Source organism: Cupriavidus sp. F041, assembly GCF_057814235.1.
Map to the genome: position 1 here is coordinate 2,129,520 of NZ_JBVASY010000001.1, position 17,583 is coordinate 2,147,102.

Here is a 17,583-nt window from a genome sequence, read left to right on the forward strand (position 1 = left end):
ACGTCGCGAGCCGTGAGTATATCGCAATGCATGTTGCGGTGGCCTTTATACGGTTCGATACATAACCCTGCCTTCGGCGATACACGCCAGAAACGCCCATGGTCTTTCATTGACGCAAGCCCGACCCTTGCGGAGGAAACCGATCATGAGCCTGCTGATACTCGCCTATCTGGGTGGCGTGCTGACGATCCTGAGTCCGTGCATCCTGCCCGTCCTACCGTTCGTGCTCAGCCGCACCGGCCAGCCGTTCCTGCGCGGCAAGTTGCCGATGCTCACCGGCATGGCACTGACCTTTGCCGGATTTGCCACGCTGGTCTCGGCCGGTGGCGCCTGGGCAGTGCGCGTCAACGAATACGGGAGACTGGCCGCTCTGGTATTGCTGGCGGTCTTCGGGTTCTCCCTGCTCTGCCCGAAGCTGGCGGATCTGCTCGCGCGGCCGGCAGTGGCGCTCGGCAACCGGCTGGCAGCCAGCGGCGCTGCCATGCCTGCCTCGTCCACGCAACCGTCCCCGATGGGGTCGCTGCTGCTCGGCGTTGCCACCGGCATGCTGTGGGCGCCGTGCGCAGGCCCGATCCTCGGCCTTGTCCTGACCGGCGTGGCGCTCAAGGGCGCAAGCGTGTCGAGCGCGCTGTTGCTGGCTGCCTATGCTGCGGGCGCCGCTACCTCGCTGGCCGCTGCGCTCGGTATCGGCGGCCGCCTGCTCGCGACAATGAAGCGATCCATGGGTGTCGGACAATGGCTGCGCCGCGGCATGGGGGCGAGTGTGATCGGCGGCGTGGCCATCATCGGGCTCGGCGCAGACACTGGCCTGCTGGCACGCTTGTCTGCGACCGGGCCGGTGCGGCTGGAGCAAGTGCTGATCGACGGGTTGGGCATGAGGCGGTCCGCCCCGCAAGCCACCAAAGTTGCCGACCGCGATGCCAGCTTGCTGCCAGCCGCCTACGCTGCACAAGTCGATCGTCCGAGCCGCTTGCCCGTGGAGGGCCGCCTGCCCGCGCTCGATGGTGCGGTGCAATGGATCAATTCTCCACCATTGTCGGGCGAGCAGTCGCGGGGCAAGGTCACGCTGGTCTACTTCTGGACATAATCCTGCATCAACTGCATTCGCACCCTGCCGTACCTGCGAGCATGGGCTGACAAGTACAAGGACCAGGGCCTGACGGTGATCGGCGTGCACACACCCGAGTTCGCCTTCGAGAAGAAGCCCGAAAACGTCCGCCGCGCGATCGCCGATTTCCGCATCGGTTTCCCCGTCGCCGTCGACAGCGATTACCGCATCTGGAGCGCATTCCATAACAGCTACTGGCCGGCCGCTTACTTTGTCGATGCCCACGGCAACATCCGCCATCATCAGTTTGGTGAGGGCGATTACGCCAACTCCGAACGCGTCATCCAGTCGCTGCTGGCAGAAGCCGGCAATACGTCGGTGGCGCGTGGCGTGGTATCGCCCGATGCGTCCGGCGCACAGGCTGCACCGGATCTGAGCAACATCCGCTCCGCCGAAACCTACATCGGCTACAACCAGGCCTCGAACTTTGCCTCGCCGGGCGGCATGCGGCAAGACGCGCCGCGCCGATACAGCGTCGGCAGCCTGAGCCTGAACCAATGGGGCTTGCCGGGCCAATGGACGGTTGGTGCCGAGCGAGCCAGGCTCGATCGCGCGGTCGGCAGCGTCGTCTATCGCTTTCACGCGCGCGATCTGAATCTTGTGCTCGGTCCGGCAGTCGATGGCCGTGCAGTGCGCTTCGAGGTGATGATCGATGGCAAGGCTCCCGGTGACAGCCACGGCGCTGATATCAATGCGGCCGGCAACGGTGCCGTCACGGGCGGCCTGGAACCTGTCCCCGGGCGCTGGATTTTTGTATGCCTTTGTATCTGGCGGCAAGCGGGATACATGCCCAGACAGAATGGATGTTTCGGGCTACGTGGGGGATACATCGGTTTTCTTCAATGGATAGCGTGACCCCGCCGCCAGACAAGGGCGAAGTCACCTGGACGCCCAATCGAACCTAATCTCAATTCAAGGAGATCCATCATGATCCGTATCGAAAATGTGCTTTACACCGGAAAGGTCCGCGTTACCGGTGGCCGCGATGGCCAAGCCCACAGTGACGACGACCGCCTGAACCTGAAACTGTCACCCCCGGGCAGCAACGGCCACGGCACGAACCCGGAGCAGTTGTTTGCCGCAGGCTGGTCCGCCTGCTTTATTGGCGCGATGGGCCGTGCAGCCAGCCAGATGAAGATCAGGCTTCCGGCGGACCTCGCACTCAATACCGAAGTGGACCTGGGCACAACAGACGACGCGTACTTCCTGCAGGCCCGCCTGAATGTCAGCCTGCCGGGCCTGGACCGTGAGGTGGCGCAAGCGGTGGTGGAAGCCGCGCACCAGCTCTGTCCGTACTCCAAGGCGACGCGCGGCAACATCCACGTCGAGTTGAACGTGGCCTGACATGCATTGGCCTGCTTGCATCGCCTCGCAGGCCATCCTTTGCAACCTTTCACGTACCCGAACCATGCGCACGTATCTACGCGCCGCCCTGGTGGCCTTGGTCATCGGCGCAATTTATTTCATTGGGACCGGTGCGCGCACCTTCGGTGCGACGCCGGCTAACGGCGGTGCCGCGCCCGAGTTCACTGGCATCAAACAATGGCTGAACTCGCCACCACTGTCCATGCAGGCCTTGCGCGGCAAGGTAGTGCTGGTGGACTTCTGGACGTACTCCTGCGTGAACTGCATCAACACGCTGCCCCACGTCAAGCAGTGGTACGAGAAGTACAAGGACCGGGGCCTGGTCGTTGTGGGCGTGCACACGCCCGAATACGCCTTCGAGAAATCGACGGCCAACGTGCAGGCCGCACTCAGGCGCCTTGACGTCCGCTATCCGGTAGCGCAGGACAACGGGTACGGCACGTGGTCGGCATTCCGCAATGAGTACTGGCCCGCCCTGTACCTGATCGACGCCGACGGCCGCATCGTCTACCAACACTTCGGCGAAGGCAGCTATGCCGAGACGGAGGCTGTCATTCAGAAACTCCTGGCGGAGCGCAAGCCGTCGCAGCCAGCCTGATGCGAGAGCGGGCCAGCAGTTCCGCCAGCGGCGGGTACGGGATCAGTTTTGCAGCCGGCTCCGATTCGAGCGGAAGAATCGCCGGAGGGTAGGAGGGCATGGTGTTTTTTCATTTTCGCAACATGGATTGCCCCGGCGCCGGGCCTGTTTCGGCCTCGCGCGTAGGTACAGATTAGCCCCGAGCGATGTCAATTACGCAGCATTCTTGTATGGGAATGTATCCAGCGCGGTTCTGGATACGTGATGGTACGTTCTGGCCTGTTGATCGTTACAGAAGAGATACATGGCCATCCTCCAGATATCCAACTCAGGCGGATGTTGTCCACAATGCGAGGAAGAAACGGCACCGCCTGCATAGGCTTACCCGAAGCGATTTACGCCTGGCAGGATATTGCTTCAACGTTGGGTAATGAATTCGAAGTCTATGCATTCGACTCGATACCGAAAAACCAACACCAGAAATGACGCGGCAGATGACACGCAGACTGCTCTGAACAAAACGAATACGACGCGCGAGTTCGATATAGATCATGATTTCGAGCAGAGCGTTTTGCCATTAACGCTGAGAGAACAATGGGCAACTTTTTCTTTGGATCAGCGGCCTGTCTATCGCACCGGGATTAGAAACAAGCCAAAACAAATTGCCCGACACGACCGGCGATTCACCGGGACGATCGTGGCTGTAACGGAATCTCCCCCATCTTATCAAGACGAAGGAATCTCTAGATGAAATCGACCAAAATCATTGCTGCGGCTATGCTCTTCATGGGCAGCGCTTTGATGCTGCAGGCGGCTCAAGCACTAACGGCGGACGTCCATCGCACAGATCTCGTCCAGCACGATCTCAGCGTGCCGGATCGCGAGGGCATTCAGGTACGCGTTGACTTCGATCCTGGCGCGTTCGCGCCGAAGCATTCGCATCCGGGCGAAGAGATTGCCCATGTATTGCAGGGGGCGCTGGAATACCAGCTCGGCGACAACCCGCCTGTCACGCTCACGGCTGGTGATTCCCTGTTCATCCCGGCTGGAACCGCCCACTCGGCGAGGAATGTCGGCAGCGGCAAGGCATCGGAACTGGCAACCTACATCGTGAAGAAGGGGGCACCACTGCTGGTGCCGGCCAAATGAGCACTCGGTCTGGATCCACTACGGAAGGCAAAGGTGACATCCTCTTGAACACACACGCATCGAACCCGCCACCCAACCTGTCACGCCGAACGTTGCTAATGGGCGGCGTGGCAATGGCAGCGCTCCCCATGTTCCACCCGGTCCTGTCTGCTGCCGCGCAGGCCAATGCCGGGCATCCCGTCATGACGGACGCGATTCACCCGTTCCGCGCGCATGTTCCCCAAGCCGCGCTCGCAGATCTGCACCGTCGCCTGGCCGCAACGCGCTGGCCCGATGCGGAAACGGTCAGCGATCGATCCGAGGGCACACAGCTTGCAAAGCTTCAGGCGCTCGTGGGCTACTGGGCAACAGGCTACGACTGGCGAAAGGCCGAGGCAAAACTCAATGCCTATCCCCAGTTCCTGACGAACATCGACGGTCTGGACGTTCATTTCATTCACGTGCACTCTCGCCATCCGAACGCGCTGCCGCTCATCATGACCCACGGCTGGCCAGGGTCGGTCTTTGAATTGCTCAATGTCATCGGCCCGTTGACCGATCCCACAGCACACGGCGGCACCGCCAACGATGCTTTCCATCTGGTCATTCCGTCGATTCCCGGCTTTGGCTTTTCACAAAAGCCAACTGGCAAAGGCTGGAATCCCGAGCGCATTGCGCGCGCCTGGGACGTCCTGATGAAGCGGCTCGGCTATACGCGCTACGTTTCACAGGGCGAGGACTGGGGTGCCGTCATCTCCGATGCGCTTGGTCGCCTGGCGCCGGAGGGGCTTCTCGGCATCCACGTCAACCGGATCGAGCGCGCCACGACCTTGCCACCAGAAGTTGCAAAGGTGCTCAGAAGCGGGGATCCCGCGCCGGCGAACCTGGACCCCGAAGAAAGGCAGGTGTTCGACCAGGCCAGGGAATTCCTCAATAAGGGATTCGGATACGCCTCTATCATGCAAACGCGACCGCAAACCATCGGATACAGCCTGGCCGATTCGCCGGTGGGGCTGGCAGCATGGATCTATGACAAGCAGGCTGACTGGGTATTCACGCGTGGCGACCCTGAGCGAGCATTAGGACGCGACGCAATCCTCGACAACATCACGCTCTACTGGCTGACGGATACCGGAACCTCAAGCGGGCGGATCTACTGGGAAGCCGGTGCTACCACTGCCAGCACAGCGTCCATCACCATCCCCGTGGCGGTAACCATCTTCCCAGGCGAGGTCTACCGGCCGCCAAGGCACTGGGTGGCACGCGCTTATCAGAACCTCATCTACTACAACCGCGTGGACAAGGGCGGTCACTTCGCAGCATGGGAAGAGCCAGAATTGTTCAGTATCGAAGTACGTTCCGCGTTCCGGTCCCTGCGCTGAGCAAGTACCATGGTGCCGCCCGTCCCGATCAACTGACCGAGCAGGCGCGCGCGGCAATGAGTTCGCCATCGGGAAGGTACAACGGCATGCATTGTCGGGTAAAGTGGCTGTACTGCCAGCCGCACTTCACCCCTTCCCGGCCCGGTTACGGGCCTTGACTATCCCTGCGGTATTCGCCGTTGCCCACTCGGCGGGTTCGAAACGCATGTCGCGCAATCCAAGCGTGCGTGGACCCACGCGAACTCCTACGGCTTCGATGCGCCGGCCAGTACTGTCCTCGACGATACGTCTTGGCGTCTTGAGTCCGCACCACGCATCGCCCCATTGGATCAGTGCAATGAGCACCGGATAGAGCGCCTCGCCTTTTCGTCAGCAGATATTCGGTGCGCCGCTCGCTGCCCTCGGCCGGCCGAGCCGGCGAATTGTTCGCCACGCCGCGCGGCGGCATCCTTTCCGTCCCTCATGCTTGACTAAGCATATAGAGCACCCCCCACGTAAGTGGGGGCTCCGCAACCGAATTCGGCCTTGCCCCTGCTCCAATTTGGGTTAACGTTGTAGAGACAGGTAAAACAACGCTGCGCAAATCCGCGCGCCCCGGCGGCGGCGGCCCTGCAGTAGCCTGTTGACACCATCGCCGCTTGATCGCTCAGGTCTGCAGTTCACACGTCACGTTCCGGGGGGATATCGTGTGCGCAAGCTACTGACGCAATTGCTGCGTCCGTTCGGACGCGTCAGTACGACCGCCATTACACTCGGCGCGCTGCTGCTTGGCCTGCTTAGCACGATCGTCGTGCATTCGCTCTACACAGACCTGCTGGAGAAGGATGCGCGCCTGCGATTCAAGAGCGACACCGACGATATTGTCCAGCAGATCGATACGCGTATCCGGCTCTACACCGACGTCCTGGTAACCATGCAGGCGCTCTTCGGCGCCAGTGATGATATCTCGCGGGAGGAATTCCGCGACTTTGTCAACGGCCTCAACCTGGAGCAACGCTACCCCGGGTTCCAGACGCTAAACTACGCGCCTTATGTGCCGGCCTCCGCGCTGGCAAGCTTTGTCACCAGCCAGCGCAAGGACCCGGTCCTGCGCGACGCCGGAGTCGCGTTCTCCATCCACCCTGCAGGGGAGCGGCCAGCCTATTTCGTGTTGACTTATGTCGAGCCGCTCCACAACAATTTGACGTCGGTCGGCATCGACATAGGTGCTGACCCGGGGCGCCTGGCCGCCCTGGAAAGAGCCCGTGACAGTGGGCAGGCAGTGAGCAGCGGGCGCCTGATCTTCAGCGAAGCCAAAGGTCCTCACGTCGGCATTGCCTTGCGCCTTCCTGTCTACAGAAAGGGCCAGCCTCTCGATTCAGTGGAGCAGCGCCGCCGTGCCTATATCGGTTCCGTTGGAGCCGGGATACGAATCAGCGGCCTGCTCGGGGAGATCGGCGGCAACGAGCGCTTGTACGGGACCCGTTTTGAACTGTACGACGCCGGAAAACTCAATGGCGAGCCAGTACCGCCGTCCCCGGCGACTCTGCTGTACAACAGCGCCGGCGCCTTGACGGCCACCCCCGCCAGTGCCAAGGCGACAAGCCGTGCCAGCACGGCACGGCTTGTCGTCGGCGACGGGCATTCCGCACTCCAGCAGGCGAGCGCATCGGACGATCGCTCCTTCCTGCGCAAGGAGGCGACACAGGCGTTCGGAGGGCGGCGTTGGCTCATTGTTTTCTCCGCCGACGCCCAGGCCATGGCGGGCCCGCAACGCTACCTGAAGAGTGTGGTGCTTGGGGCCGGGCTGATCATTACCGCACTGTTGGCTGGGCTGGCCTACGCGCTATCCAGTTCCCGTTCACGTGCCCTGGCGGTGGCCGATGGCATGACGCACAGCCTGCGCGAGAGTCAAGAGGGCCTTGCCCAGGCGCAGCGGATCGCGCACCTGGGGGATTGGCGTCTCGACCTTGAGCGCAATGCCGCCTATTTCTCCCGCGAGATGGCCCGGCTGCTCGGTGCGCGAGTGCCGGATCCCACACCAGACACACTGCTAGGCGCAGCCGATCCTCGCTTCCGCGGCGTGTTGTGGCAGAGGATGCAAACCGCCTTGCGTGAGCGCGTCCCTTTCGAGCTCGAATGCCCCTACCGCTCGTCACGTGGACGCATGGGTTGGCTTCATCTGATCGGCCACGCGCATGGCCCACCGGGTACCGCCGTCCTGCGCGGCACCGCGCAAGACATCACGCAGCGAAAGCTCATCGAGCAGGCTCGCGCGCAGGAGCATCTGGTTGCCTTGCATCTCGCGACCGTGTCCAGCGAAGCCGAAGTCCTGGAAAAGATCGTTCGCACCCTGGTCGCAGGAATGGAATGGGAGGCGGGTGCGTTCTGGCCTTCGGACGCGGGACGTGGCTTGACGCTTGCGCCGGTTCTCCAGGCCAGAGAGCACGAACTGCAAGCCTGGCTGGCACGGCGGCCGGTCGGCCCACAGGCAGATCAGGGGGACGTACTGAGGGAACCGCATTGGTATGCGAGCCGCAGTGCCATTGCGCGTTTGCCTCAGCATCGCTGGCTGGCCGACGGGAGCGTCCGAACTGTATTTGCTTTCCCACTGCGCAAGGGCACGACCACGCTTGGACTGGTGGAGTTGTATTCGCGCACCAAGCGTCCACGCGATCCATATGCGCTTGCCATGGCTAGCGCGATAGCTAGTCACGCCGGGCACTTCCTGCTGCGTCGCCAAGCCGAGGAGACCCTACGTTTTTTTGCCAATCACGATGTGCTCACCGGTCTGCCCAACCGGCTGATGTTCAAGAATCATCTCGAGAGCAGCCTCGCTCGTTCTCGCTCCCGTCAACACCGTATCGACATTCTCTTTGTCGACCTGGACCAGTTCAAGAGGGTCAACGACACAATGGGCCACAACGCAGGCGACGTCCTGCTGCGTGCCGTGGCAGATCGCTTTAGCGCCACGCTTGGCGAAGCCAACCTGATTGCCCGGCTCGGTGGCGACGAGTTTGTCGTACTGGTCGAGCCAATCGACGACTTTTCCCTTCTGCACCGCATCATCAAGCGTATTCAGGCCGCACTCGCCTCGGGCTTTGTGGTCAATGGCAAGGAACTGCAGATGACGGCGAGCATCGGCGTCAGCTCCTTTCCCGAAGATGGCGATGACGCGCAGACTCTGCTAAAGCATGCTGATCTCGCCATGTATGCCGCCAAGCAACTCGGTAAGAACGGCTTCCAATACTATGTGCGCGAGATGAGCGTGTCCCTGCAGAATCGCATCGACATGGAATCGCATCTGCGCGGCGCACTCGAGCGCAATGAGTTCGTGTTGCACTACCAGCCACGCATCTCGCTGGACACCAATGCCTGTACGGGCGTGGAAGCCCTGGTTCGATGGCACCATCCGAAACTCGGCCTGGTGATGCCAGCTGACTTCATTCCGGTTGCGGAGGAATGCGGCGCCATCGTACAGATTGGCGCGTGGGTACTGCGTGAGGCCTGCCGGCAGAATGCGCAATGGCTTGCCGACGGCATTGCGCCGCTACGCGTCTCGGTCAACCTGTCCGCACGGCAATTTGCCGACAAGGACCTGAGGAGGGTCGTTCTCGATGCCCTCAGGCAAGCCGGCTTGCCAGGATATCTGCTCGAACTTGAACTGACAGAAAGCATGGTAATGCGCGATGCCGAGCAAGCGGCGCGCTGGCTGTCGCGCCTGAAGCGAACCGGGGTACGGCTGGCCATTGACGATTTCGGCACCGGCTACTCCTCACTCGCCTACCTGAGCCGTTTCCCGATTGACACGGTGAAGATCGACCGCTCGTTCATACGCTTTCTGCCCGACAGCAGGAGTGATGCGCAAATCACGAGCGCAATTATCGGGCTGGGACATCAGATGGCGCTGGAGGTCGTGGCCGAAGGCGTCGAGAACGAGGCTCAACTGGATTTTCTTCGTCGTGAGGGCTGTGACGAAGTCCAGGGCTACTACTTTAGCCGCGCTATTCCGGCCGAGGACGTCACCGCGTTCCTCGCCGGCCATACCGTGCACGGTCTGCTGCCTGAGCAGGGACCGCAGCCGATGCGCGCCTGATTCTGGAATCCGGCGCGTGCTCCAGCGTCAACAATAGGAGGAACCACATCATGACAGTGCAGCAAAAATCGATTGAACGGTCATGGCAAGCAATCGATGCGCTCGATTTCTCGAGGATCAAAACCAAGCTTCTACATGGCAAGCCAGCCCGTTGGAGCCCCGAAAGCCTGGTCGAAGCCGAGGCCGGTTACCGCAGGTTTCTCAAACTCGCGGCAAAGTACCCCGGCGCACCGGTCGTACCCAGCGAACAGGTGGACGCATTCTGGCATGCCCATATCGTCGATACCAGGCGCTATGCAAGCGACTGTGAGCGCATCTTTGGCCATGTACTGCATCATGACCCCTACGTCGGTATTGATGGACCACCGGATGAAGCCCGCCTGCGCGCGCTCGCCGAGGCAAGCGCACGGCTTGGTGCGCGCGAATTTGGCTTGAGACCGACGACGGCGGCCTACTGTGCGGTTACGGACGAGGGGAAGCCCACGCAGGGCTCCGCGCAGACAGACGCCAAGGCGGCGTACTGCGCGATAACCTCCGGGCCCACCCACCGGCACCCACTTTTAGCGATGGGCGGGCGGGCGTGTAGAGGCAGCGGGGCCAGTTGAGACGCGCCGAGCCAACTGACCGCAGGCGCTTTCGCGGCACCCCGCCCACGCCCGGGTGGGGCGCCGTTCTGCCGGAGACGATGCGATGATAGATGCATTGCTGTTCAGCAAGCCGTTTACTTTCCTGGCCTGCCCACCGATAGCGGAACTCAAGGAAGCCATCGATGCGCTTAACGCGCTGCCGGGACATTCGCGCTGGCTCAAGGACGAAGACACCATCCGTCGCGTTCATGTGCCGGCCTTTGTCGAGCAGAGCCGCCAGGCCCTGGAGGCGCTTGTTCCTGGCAGATCCCTCATGGTCGATAGCCTCTCCGAACGGATTCGGCACACACCACGCGTGCTGCACGAGTTGCGCGAGCACGGACCCGAGGTGGCAGATGCCGCTCACTCCTACTTCTACTGGCGCTACTCAGCCGACGTGCTCGGACGGGCGCAGGGCATTCCGCGCAGTGCGCTGGAGCGTCAGTTTGGCAGGGTGGCGGCGCGCGATGGGTCGCACAAAATCATCTGGGACTGCCCGTGTTGCGATCACCCGGCGCGATACCAGGTTGATGGGCTACTTGCCAGTCAGCGCCCGTCGCGCCAGGGCGGCTTTGCACTCGAATGCGATCATTGCGGGCATCAGGAACGGGTGTATGCCGGATTTCTGCATTACGGGCGTCTCCAGTGCCAATGCGCCGCGTGCAAGAGCTATGTTGGCATTCTCGCCTATGACATGGCCAGGGCCGCGCGAAAGCTTGCTGAAAATATCGAGAACTACGCCTGGATCCAAGCCGCCGAGACCCTTGCCGAGATCGAGGAATACAAGGACGAGTCCCTGCAGATTCTCCACCGCCGGGCTAACCCGTCACGCAATGCCGGTTCCTTCGCAGTGGAAGTCACGTCTGGCAGGCACGAATCGATGGCGACCATTCTAGCGAGCCTGGACCCTGGCCTGGAAGGCTGCATTGAGAAGAATCCCAGGGGCTGGGCATTGCTGTGCGAACTGCTGCGCGAAGGCGTGGTTGACGCGGAATGCCTGATTTACCAGGAAGCTGACCGCGAGCGCGTCGCGCTGCAGCTCTCACTGCTGGAAGAGCCTTCCCCCAAAACGGAAGGCTTGCCGCAGAAGAATCTTGAAATCGTGCTGCAAGGATATCAGCCTGTATCTCGTGAGTCCTTCGTGGCATGGCTGAAAGCAAGCATGCAATTGGGGCTGTTCACCGGCAAATTCTGTACTGCGGTGGAGGTCACCTGGAGACCCAATGTGCAGCGCTGCGAGCTCGTTGCCAGCAACCAGGACGGCCATCCCCGCGAGCTCGCGGTCGATGCAACGCCGAGATCCGCCACAACCTTCGCAGCGTCTTCGAAACGAGCGCCTCACACCGACGCTGAAATTGAAGCGGTGACGCTACTGAGATCACTGGGGTACATCGTTGTGGCGCCTGCAGTAATCGAAGCGCATGGCTACTCCAAGCTGGAAGAAAGCACGCCACTCAACAAGTAGCCCCGCGTGGCATTCCTTCTGCTGCCAATTCTCACTGGAGGCCGGGAGCTAAACAACATCGTCGACCAGGATCATCGGGCCAGCAAGCGCGCCACCCGGCCGATACGTTTTAGATTTCGCTTATATCTGCAGAAAACGGGGCGATGCCGGTGTGCGATGCAAGGGGCGATCAGGAACACGGAGGGAGAGGATATTTTTCATATCGCCTGTCGATACCGCGTGCGCTCCGTCGTCTAAGCTTTGAAGCGGCGCGCGTTGCGATCCGCAGGCCGGGCCGGAACGCTGGTCCGCCAAAAAGACATGGCATTCACGGAGAGGCACGGTATGTCCAGGTTGAGAGTTCACTGCTTTGCGGTATCCATCGATGGCTACGCCGCAGGCCCAAGCCAGAGCCTGGCGGATCCGCTTGGCGTGGGAGGCACTGCGTTGCATGAATGGGCCATCGCCACGCGCACGTTCCAGCACATGTTCGGCGGCGATGGCGGTACGACGGGGGTGGATGACGATTTTGCGGCGCGCGGATTCAGCAACGTCGGTGCCTGGATTATCGGTCGCAATATGTTCGGTCCTGTCCGTGGTCCATGGTCCGACGATCTCTGGAAAGGATGGTGGGGACCCAATCCGCCTTACCACACCGAGGTCTTCGTGTTGACCCACCATCCCCGCGAATCGGTCTCGATGGAGGGCGGCACAACCTTTCATTTCGTCACCGAAGGTATCCATGATGCGCTGAAGCGGGCGCGGGACGCGGCAGGCGGGCGAGACGTACGGCTTGGCGGAGGCGTAGCGAGCGTGCGGCAGTATCTGCGCGCCGGCCTGGTGGATGAGGTGCACCTGGCCATGGTGCCGGCCGTGCTGGGCGCCGGAGAGTCCCTGCTGACCGGTATCGATCTCAAAGGCCTGGGCTACGAATGCACCGAGCATGTGGGAACGCCGATGGCGATGCATGCCGTTCTGACGCGGCGGGCCGCCGCGGAACCTGTGGCGTGACCGGTCCGGCGTCCGGGAAGTTTGTAACAAGAGGGCAAGTCCTGTCGATCCGCGGGCTGTCCCCTCGTCGTGCCAGTACAGGGACGGCCGGTTCGGCCCTGTGATTGCCAAGCTAACAGCGAAAGGAATCCACATGACCCAAGCCATCGCATACCTCTCCTTCAACGGCAATTGCGCCGAAGCCATGCGCTTTTACGAGCAAGCCCTCCATGGCAAGCTCGAAGTGCTGATGAGTGGCGCCGATTCGCCCATGGCCGACCAGATCCCGAAGGAGTTCGCCCATCGCATCCTGCATGCACGGCTCGTGCTGCCTGGCGGTGGCACGCTTTTCGGGGGAGATTGTCCAGGGCACCTGCCCTATGAGGGCATCAAAGGTGTGTCCATCGCCGTCGACTACGCGACTACCGCGGAAGCGGAGCAGGTCTTTGCTGCCCTTGCCGGCGGCGGGCAGGTGACCATGCCCATGCAACCGGCCTTCTGGGCCAGGCGCTGGGGCATGCTGACCGACAAGTTTGGCACTCCGTGGATCGTCAACGGAGAACCGCTGCCGTTCTGAAGTGGCTGATGACGCGTAGGGCCAGTGTATGTGCCAATGGCGCGCGCTTGTGGGGCTGCGCGCGTCATGAACCAGCCCCGGCACGCATGATTTTCTATGCCGGCGCCAGCGCCAAGAGCAGAAGCAGCAAATTGAGGGCGATCAGCGCATACACGACGAGTCTGGCCGCCGGTACGGGCGCGGGTGGTTCGTGCTCTCTCGCGAAGCCGCCGTGCCGTTTGCGCGTCCGCCGGTAGGCCAGGCCCATGCCGATCACGCCTGCGCAAGCCAGCGCGCCAAACGAGCCTCTGGTGACAGGAGATGGCTTGCTTGCGACTGGCGTTACCGGAGCCCTTGCCGGCAAATTCCGCAGCGAAGTGTCGGTCGTGGGGGCGCGCACGGCCTGTTCCGTGCTGCGTTGCGTCACGATTAGCGGAGCCGGCGCTAGCGGATTCTGCCTGGGCGGCAAGGACGCTGCGATTTCGCCACGGCTTGGCTTGCTGCGCGCCTCAATATTCTGCGGCTTTGCCGGAAGCGGGATGGCGACGCGCTCCTTCGGCTGAGCGGCGACTCGCGTGGACTTCCTCTGCGCGGCGTACCTGTGCCATTGCGCGAAGACATCGTCCATGCAGTTCACGGAATCGCAGGCGTCGCGCTTTTTGCGCCACGCAACAATATCCGCCTGGCGAATTGCGCCATTCCGCAGCAGCCTCTGCTGCTCGGCGTAGATGCGGTCGTATCCTATGGAGAGGAGTGCATAATCGCAGATCAGAGTCTCCGCTCGTGGGTGACGATCGCTCGTTTTCTTCGCGCATCGCTGCCCGCCTGCCACCGTGTCTTCGCAACTGGCCGAGGCGCCCCGGTGGGCTGCCTTGCAAACGATGTCAGACGCCTGCGCGCCTTGAGCGGAGCAAAGACCCAATGTGACGAGAATGGCCAGGCGGCCCATGATCCTGTTCATCGTGTCTCCTCATGGAAGTGGGGACTTCGACCCTGAGGTTCAACCTGGATGAGGTTTGCATTGTGCTACAGCTTCAGGGCCGTCGCACGTGCGGTGCCACACGTTTCGCGCGGCGGTCGGCCGTCGATATCTTTGGCCGCACGGCATGGCAACTGAGCCTTATGAGTCACATTTCTGTGCGACAAGGGGAGTGCGGGATCCGTCCTATGCGCATGCACCATCATGACGATCGCCGGCCGTCCGGCTGCGGCGCAGGGTGCGATCAAGGAAGCGTTTGCGCTATCGGCCATCCCGGCGCCGGGTGTCTCGTCCCGGCAGTGCCGCCTGATTCGACTGGCGCCGAGACCTTTTGCGGCGACCGGACTGGTCCGTTCCGGCGAAAACCCGTTCCGCATTCCCGGCGTATAATCCTCTGCGCTGCGGGCCAAGGCCCGCAGCAGCGTTCTCAGGGCGGGGTGAAAGTCCCCACCGGCGGTGATGGCGATTGATTCGCATAAGCCCGCGAGCGCCCGGCTTTCCCAAGGCCGGGGTCAGCAGATTCGGTGTGATTCCGAAGCCGACGGTCATAGTCCGGATGAAAGAGAATCGCGACGTTCATGCCTCTGCCCGGAACTGGCGGGGGCGCGGGCTCGTGCGCCCTGATTCTGGTAACCCCTGCTAAAAGGCAACCCATGAATCAGCCCTACTCCTCGTTTCAACAATCCGCTGCCGGCCTGTCTCACCCGCAGCACACTCCCGCCGCTACCCGCTTTGCGTTTATCCATGCCCAGTGGCATGCCGATATCGTCCATCGCGCACGCGATGCCTTCCTCGCGGAAATGGCCGCGCAAGGCATTTCCCGCGATGTGATCGATGTGTTCGAGGTCCCCGGCGCATTCGAGATTCCCTTGCACGCGAGCAAACTGGCCGCTACCGGGCGATACGCTGCCATTGTGGCGAGCGCCTTTGTGGTCGATGGCGGCATCTACCGCCATGAGTTCGTTGCCGATGCCGTCATCAGCGGACTGATGCGCGTGCAGCTGGACACCGAAGTGCCGGTCCTGTCGGCGGTGCTCACGCCGAAGGATTTCCACGAGCACGAAGAGCATCGCCGCTTCTTCAGCGAGCATTTCGTGGTGAAAGGCAAGGAAGCGGCCCAGGCCTGCGTCAAGACCGTTGAAAGCCTTGGCAAGCTGGTAGCCTAACTGCGCACATGACTTTGCCCGGCCAGCACGGCGGCGCCGCGCTGGCCGGGCAATGACATCACCGGGTAGCACCCGGCTGGCCCGCTTTTACTTCAGGTCGCTGAATTTCTTCCCCTGCGCGACCAGGTCCACCAACAGTTTCGCCGGCCTGAAATCCGGGCCAAGCGTGGATTCGAAGCGCCTCAGCGTGGCCAGTACCTTGTCCAGGCCAATGGTGTCGGCATAGCACATCGGACCGCCGCGATACACTGGCCAGCCATATCCGTTGACCCACACCACGTCGATGTCCGACGCGCGGATGGCCTTGCCTTCCTCGAGGATCTTCGCGCCTTCGTTGATCATCGTGTAGACGCAGCGCTCGAGGATTTCCTGCTCCGGGACGATCCGGCTCGTCTTCCCCTGTTTAGCGGCGAAGTCGCGGATGATCTGCTCGACCACGGGCGAGGGTTTCGCGTTGCGCTTCTCGTCGTAGTCGTAATAGCCCGCGCCGGTTTTCTGGCCGCGGCGGTCCATCTCGCACAGGATTTCACGCAGCGTCGAGCTGCTGCTCTTCTCGCGGATCCAGCCGAGGTCCAGGCCGGCCAGGTCGCTCATGGCGAACGGTCCCATCGGGAAGCCGAAGTTGTAGAGCACGCGGTCGATATCCCATGGCAGCGCGCCTTCCAGCACCAGCTTCTGCGCTTCGCGCTGACGCTGCGCGAGCATGCGGTTGCCGACGAAGCCCGGGCACACGCCGACCAGCGCGGCGATCTTGCCGATCTTGCGCGCCAGTTCCATGGAAGTACGGATCACGGGCCTGGACGTCTTGTCCCCGCGCACCACTTCCAGCAGCTTCATGACGTTGGCTGGCGAGAAGAAATGCAGGCCGATCACGGATTCCGGGCGCGACGTGGCGGAGGCGATCTCGTTGACGTCGAGCGCGGACGTGTTGGTGGCAAGGATCGCGCCGGGCTTGGCGATCTTGTCGAGCTTGCCGAAGATGTCCTTCTTCACGTCCATGTTTTCATAGACGGCTTCGATCACCAGGTCGGCGTCGGCCAACTGGCCGAGATCCAGCGTGGGGGTCAGCAGCGCCATGCGCTTGTCCACATCGGCGGCCGTGATGCGGCCCTTCTTTGCCGTGTTGTCGTAGTTGGCGCGGATGGTGCGCACGCCGCGATCCAGCGCTTCCTGCGCGGTTTCCACGATGACGACGGGAATGCCGGCGTTGAGCATGTTCATGGCAATGCCGCCGCCCATGGTGCCGGCGCCGATGATGCCGACCTTCCTTACGTCGATGGTGGGGGTATCCGCGGGGATATCGGGCAGGTTCCAGACCTGGCGCGAGGCGAAGAAGTAGTAGCGCTGCGCGGCCGATTGCGTGCCGTTCATCAGTTCGAGGAAGAGCTTGCGCTCCACCTTCATGCCTTCGTCGAACGGCAGGTTGACCGCGGCCTCGATGCAGCGGATGTTGTACTCGGGCGCTTCGAACCCGCGGAACTTGCGGGCGTTGGCCTTGCGGAACTCGGCGAACAGCTCGGGCCTGCCGCAAGCGGCTTCCACTTTCTCATTGAGGTCGCGCACCTTGCGCAGCGGCCTTTGCTCGGCGTTGATGCGCTTGACGAAGGCAATGGCGTCGGCGCGCAGCGCGGCGTCGTCCGTGACCAGGTCGAACAGCCCCATCTCGGCAGCCGCGGCGGCCCCGACGTGCATGCCGGACGTCACCATCTCCAGCGCCTTGGCGGGTCCGACGATGCGGGGCAGGCGCTGCGTGCCGCCGGCGCCGGGCAGCAGCCCCAGATTGACTTCGGGCAGGCCGCATTTGGCGGATCTGGCCGCCACGCGGTAGTGGCAGACCAGCGCGACTTCCAGCCCGCCGCCGAGCGCGGTGCCGTGGATAGCCGCGACCACGGGCTTGGGCGAGTTCTCGATCGCGGCCTGCACGTCGGCCAGCGACGGGCCGGACGGCGGCTTGCCGAACTCGGTGATGTCCGCGCCGGCGATAAAGGTCTTGCCGGCGCAGGTCAGGACAATGCCCTTGACCTTGCTGTCGGCGATGGCGAGCCCGACGCCCTCCAGGATGCCGGTGCGCACGGCGGCCGACAAGGCGTTGACCGGAGGGGAGTTGAGCGTAAGGACGGCGATGTCGCCTTCAATGGTGAGATCGGCGACGGGGTTGACGGCTGTCATGTGGGTTGGCTCCAATAG

General features: G+C 62.5%; 14 protein-coding genes, 1 pseudogene and 1 riboswitch. Of the genes and pseudogenes, 12 read left to right on the forward strand and 3 right to left on the reverse strand.

The features are described from left to right. Positions 1-145: 145 nt before the first annotated feature. From ACZY0R_RS09735 to ACZY0R_RS09745, 3 genes and pseudogenes are all read left to right on the forward strand, one after another. Positions 146-1,828: pseudogene (locus ACZY0R_RS09735) on the forward strand (cytochrome c biogenesis protein DipZ); the annotation flags it as partial. A 207-nt stretch (positions 1,829-2,035) separates the two neighbouring features. After that, positions 2,036-2,452 carry an organic hydroperoxide resistance protein gene (locus tag ACZY0R_RS09740; protein ID WP_488858161.1) on the forward strand — a complete coding sequence of 139 codons (417 nt, stop codon included), beginning with the start codon at positions 2,036-2,038 and terminating at the stop codon, positions 2,450-2,452. Between the two features lie 64 nt (positions 2,453-2,516). After that, entirely contained in the window at positions 2,517-3,071 is a 555-nt protein-coding gene (locus ACZY0R_RS09745) for a thioredoxin family protein (RefSeq protein WP_488858162.1), read from the forward strand. Here ACZY0R_RS09745 and ACZY0R_RS09750 read toward each other — a convergent pair. Continuing rightward, positions 3,025-3,171 carry a DUF6130 family protein gene (locus ACZY0R_RS09750; RefSeq protein ID WP_488858163.1) on the reverse strand — a complete coding sequence of 49 codons (147 nt, stop codon included), beginning with the start codon at positions 3,169-3,171 and terminating at the stop codon, positions 3,025-3,027. The genes ACZY0R_RS09745 and ACZY0R_RS09750 overlap by 47 nt on opposite strands. Positions 3,172-3,797: 626 nt before the next feature. On the opposite strand from ACZY0R_RS09750, the gene ACZY0R_RS09755 reads away from it, so the two are divergent. From ACZY0R_RS09755 to ACZY0R_RS09785, 7 genes are all read left to right on the forward strand, one after another. Continuing rightward, positions 3,798-4,199, forward strand: coding sequence for a cupin domain-containing protein (locus ACZY0R_RS09755; RefSeq protein WP_488858164.1), 402 nt, complete (start codon positions 3,798-3,800; stop codon positions 4,197-4,199). A gap of 113 nt (positions 4,200-4,312) precedes the next feature. Next, complete coding sequence (locus ACZY0R_RS09760; protein ID WP_488858165.1) at positions 4,313-5,560, forward strand: epoxide hydrolase family protein; 1,248 nt, start codon at positions 4,313-4,315, stop codon at positions 5,558-5,560. 688 nt (positions 5,561-6,248) lie between these two features. Next, positions 6,249-9,635 (forward strand): bifunctional diguanylate cyclase/phosphodiesterase, encoded by a 3,387-nt coding sequence (locus ACZY0R_RS09765; RefSeq protein ID WP_488858166.1) that lies wholly within the window; start codon positions 6,249-6,251, stop codon positions 9,633-9,635. Positions 9,636-9,685: 50 nt separating this feature from the next. Further along, complete coding sequence (locus ACZY0R_RS09770; RefSeq protein WP_488858167.1) at positions 9,686-10,240, forward strand: glycine-rich domain-containing protein; 555 nt, start codon at positions 9,686-9,688, stop codon at positions 10,238-10,240. A gap of 85 nt (positions 10,241-10,325) precedes the next feature. Beyond that, positions 10,326-11,726: a hypothetical protein gene (locus tag ACZY0R_RS09775; RefSeq protein ID WP_488858168.1), complete on the forward strand. Its 1,401-nt coding sequence runs from the start codon at positions 10,326-10,328 to the stop codon at positions 11,724-11,726. 324 nt (positions 11,727-12,050) lie between these two features. Continuing rightward, entirely contained in the window at positions 12,051-12,716 is a 666-nt protein-coding gene (locus tag ACZY0R_RS09780) for a dihydrofolate reductase family protein (RefSeq protein WP_488858169.1), read from the forward strand. Positions 12,717-12,849: 133 nt separating this feature from the next. After that, the gene (locus ACZY0R_RS09785; RefSeq protein ID WP_488858170.1) at positions 12,850-13,272 is read left to right on the forward strand and encodes a VOC family protein; all 423 of its coding nucleotides are present in this window, start codon (positions 12,850-12,852) and stop codon (positions 13,270-13,272) included. A gap of 94 nt (positions 13,273-13,366) precedes the next feature. On the opposite strand, the gene ACZY0R_RS09790 is transcribed toward ACZY0R_RS09785, so the two are convergent. Then, positions 13,367-14,212, reverse strand: a complete 846-nt coding sequence (locus tag ACZY0R_RS09790) for a hypothetical protein (RefSeq protein WP_488858171.1) — start codon at positions 14,210-14,212, stop codon at positions 13,367-13,369. 222 nt (positions 14,213-14,434) lie between these two features. On the opposite strand from ACZY0R_RS09790, the gene ACZY0R_RS09795 reads away from it, so the two are divergent. Continuing rightward, the gene (locus ACZY0R_RS09795) at positions 14,435-14,620 is read left to right on the forward strand and encodes a hypothetical protein (protein WP_488858172.1); all 186 of its coding nucleotides are present in this window, start codon (positions 14,435-14,437) and stop codon (positions 14,618-14,620) included. A gap of 29 nt (positions 14,621-14,649) precedes the next feature. After that, positions 14,650-14,803, forward strand: a riboswitch (FMN riboswitch). Positions 14,804-14,883: 80 nt separating this feature from the next. Next, positions 14,884-15,396 carry a 6,7-dimethyl-8-ribityllumazine synthase gene (locus tag ACZY0R_RS09800; RefSeq protein WP_052685830.1) on the forward strand — a complete coding sequence of 171 codons (513 nt, stop codon included), beginning with the start codon at positions 14,884-14,886 and terminating at the stop codon, positions 15,394-15,396. 87 nt (positions 15,397-15,483) lie between these two features. Here the strand turns inward: ACZY0R_RS09800 and ACZY0R_RS09805 are convergent, their stop codons facing one another. Further along, positions 15,484-17,565: a 3-hydroxyacyl-CoA dehydrogenase NAD-binding domain-containing protein gene (locus ACZY0R_RS09805; RefSeq protein WP_488858173.1), complete on the reverse strand. Its 2,082-nt coding sequence runs from the start codon at positions 17,563-17,565 to the stop codon at positions 15,484-15,486. Positions 17,566-17,583 lie beyond the last annotated feature (18 nt).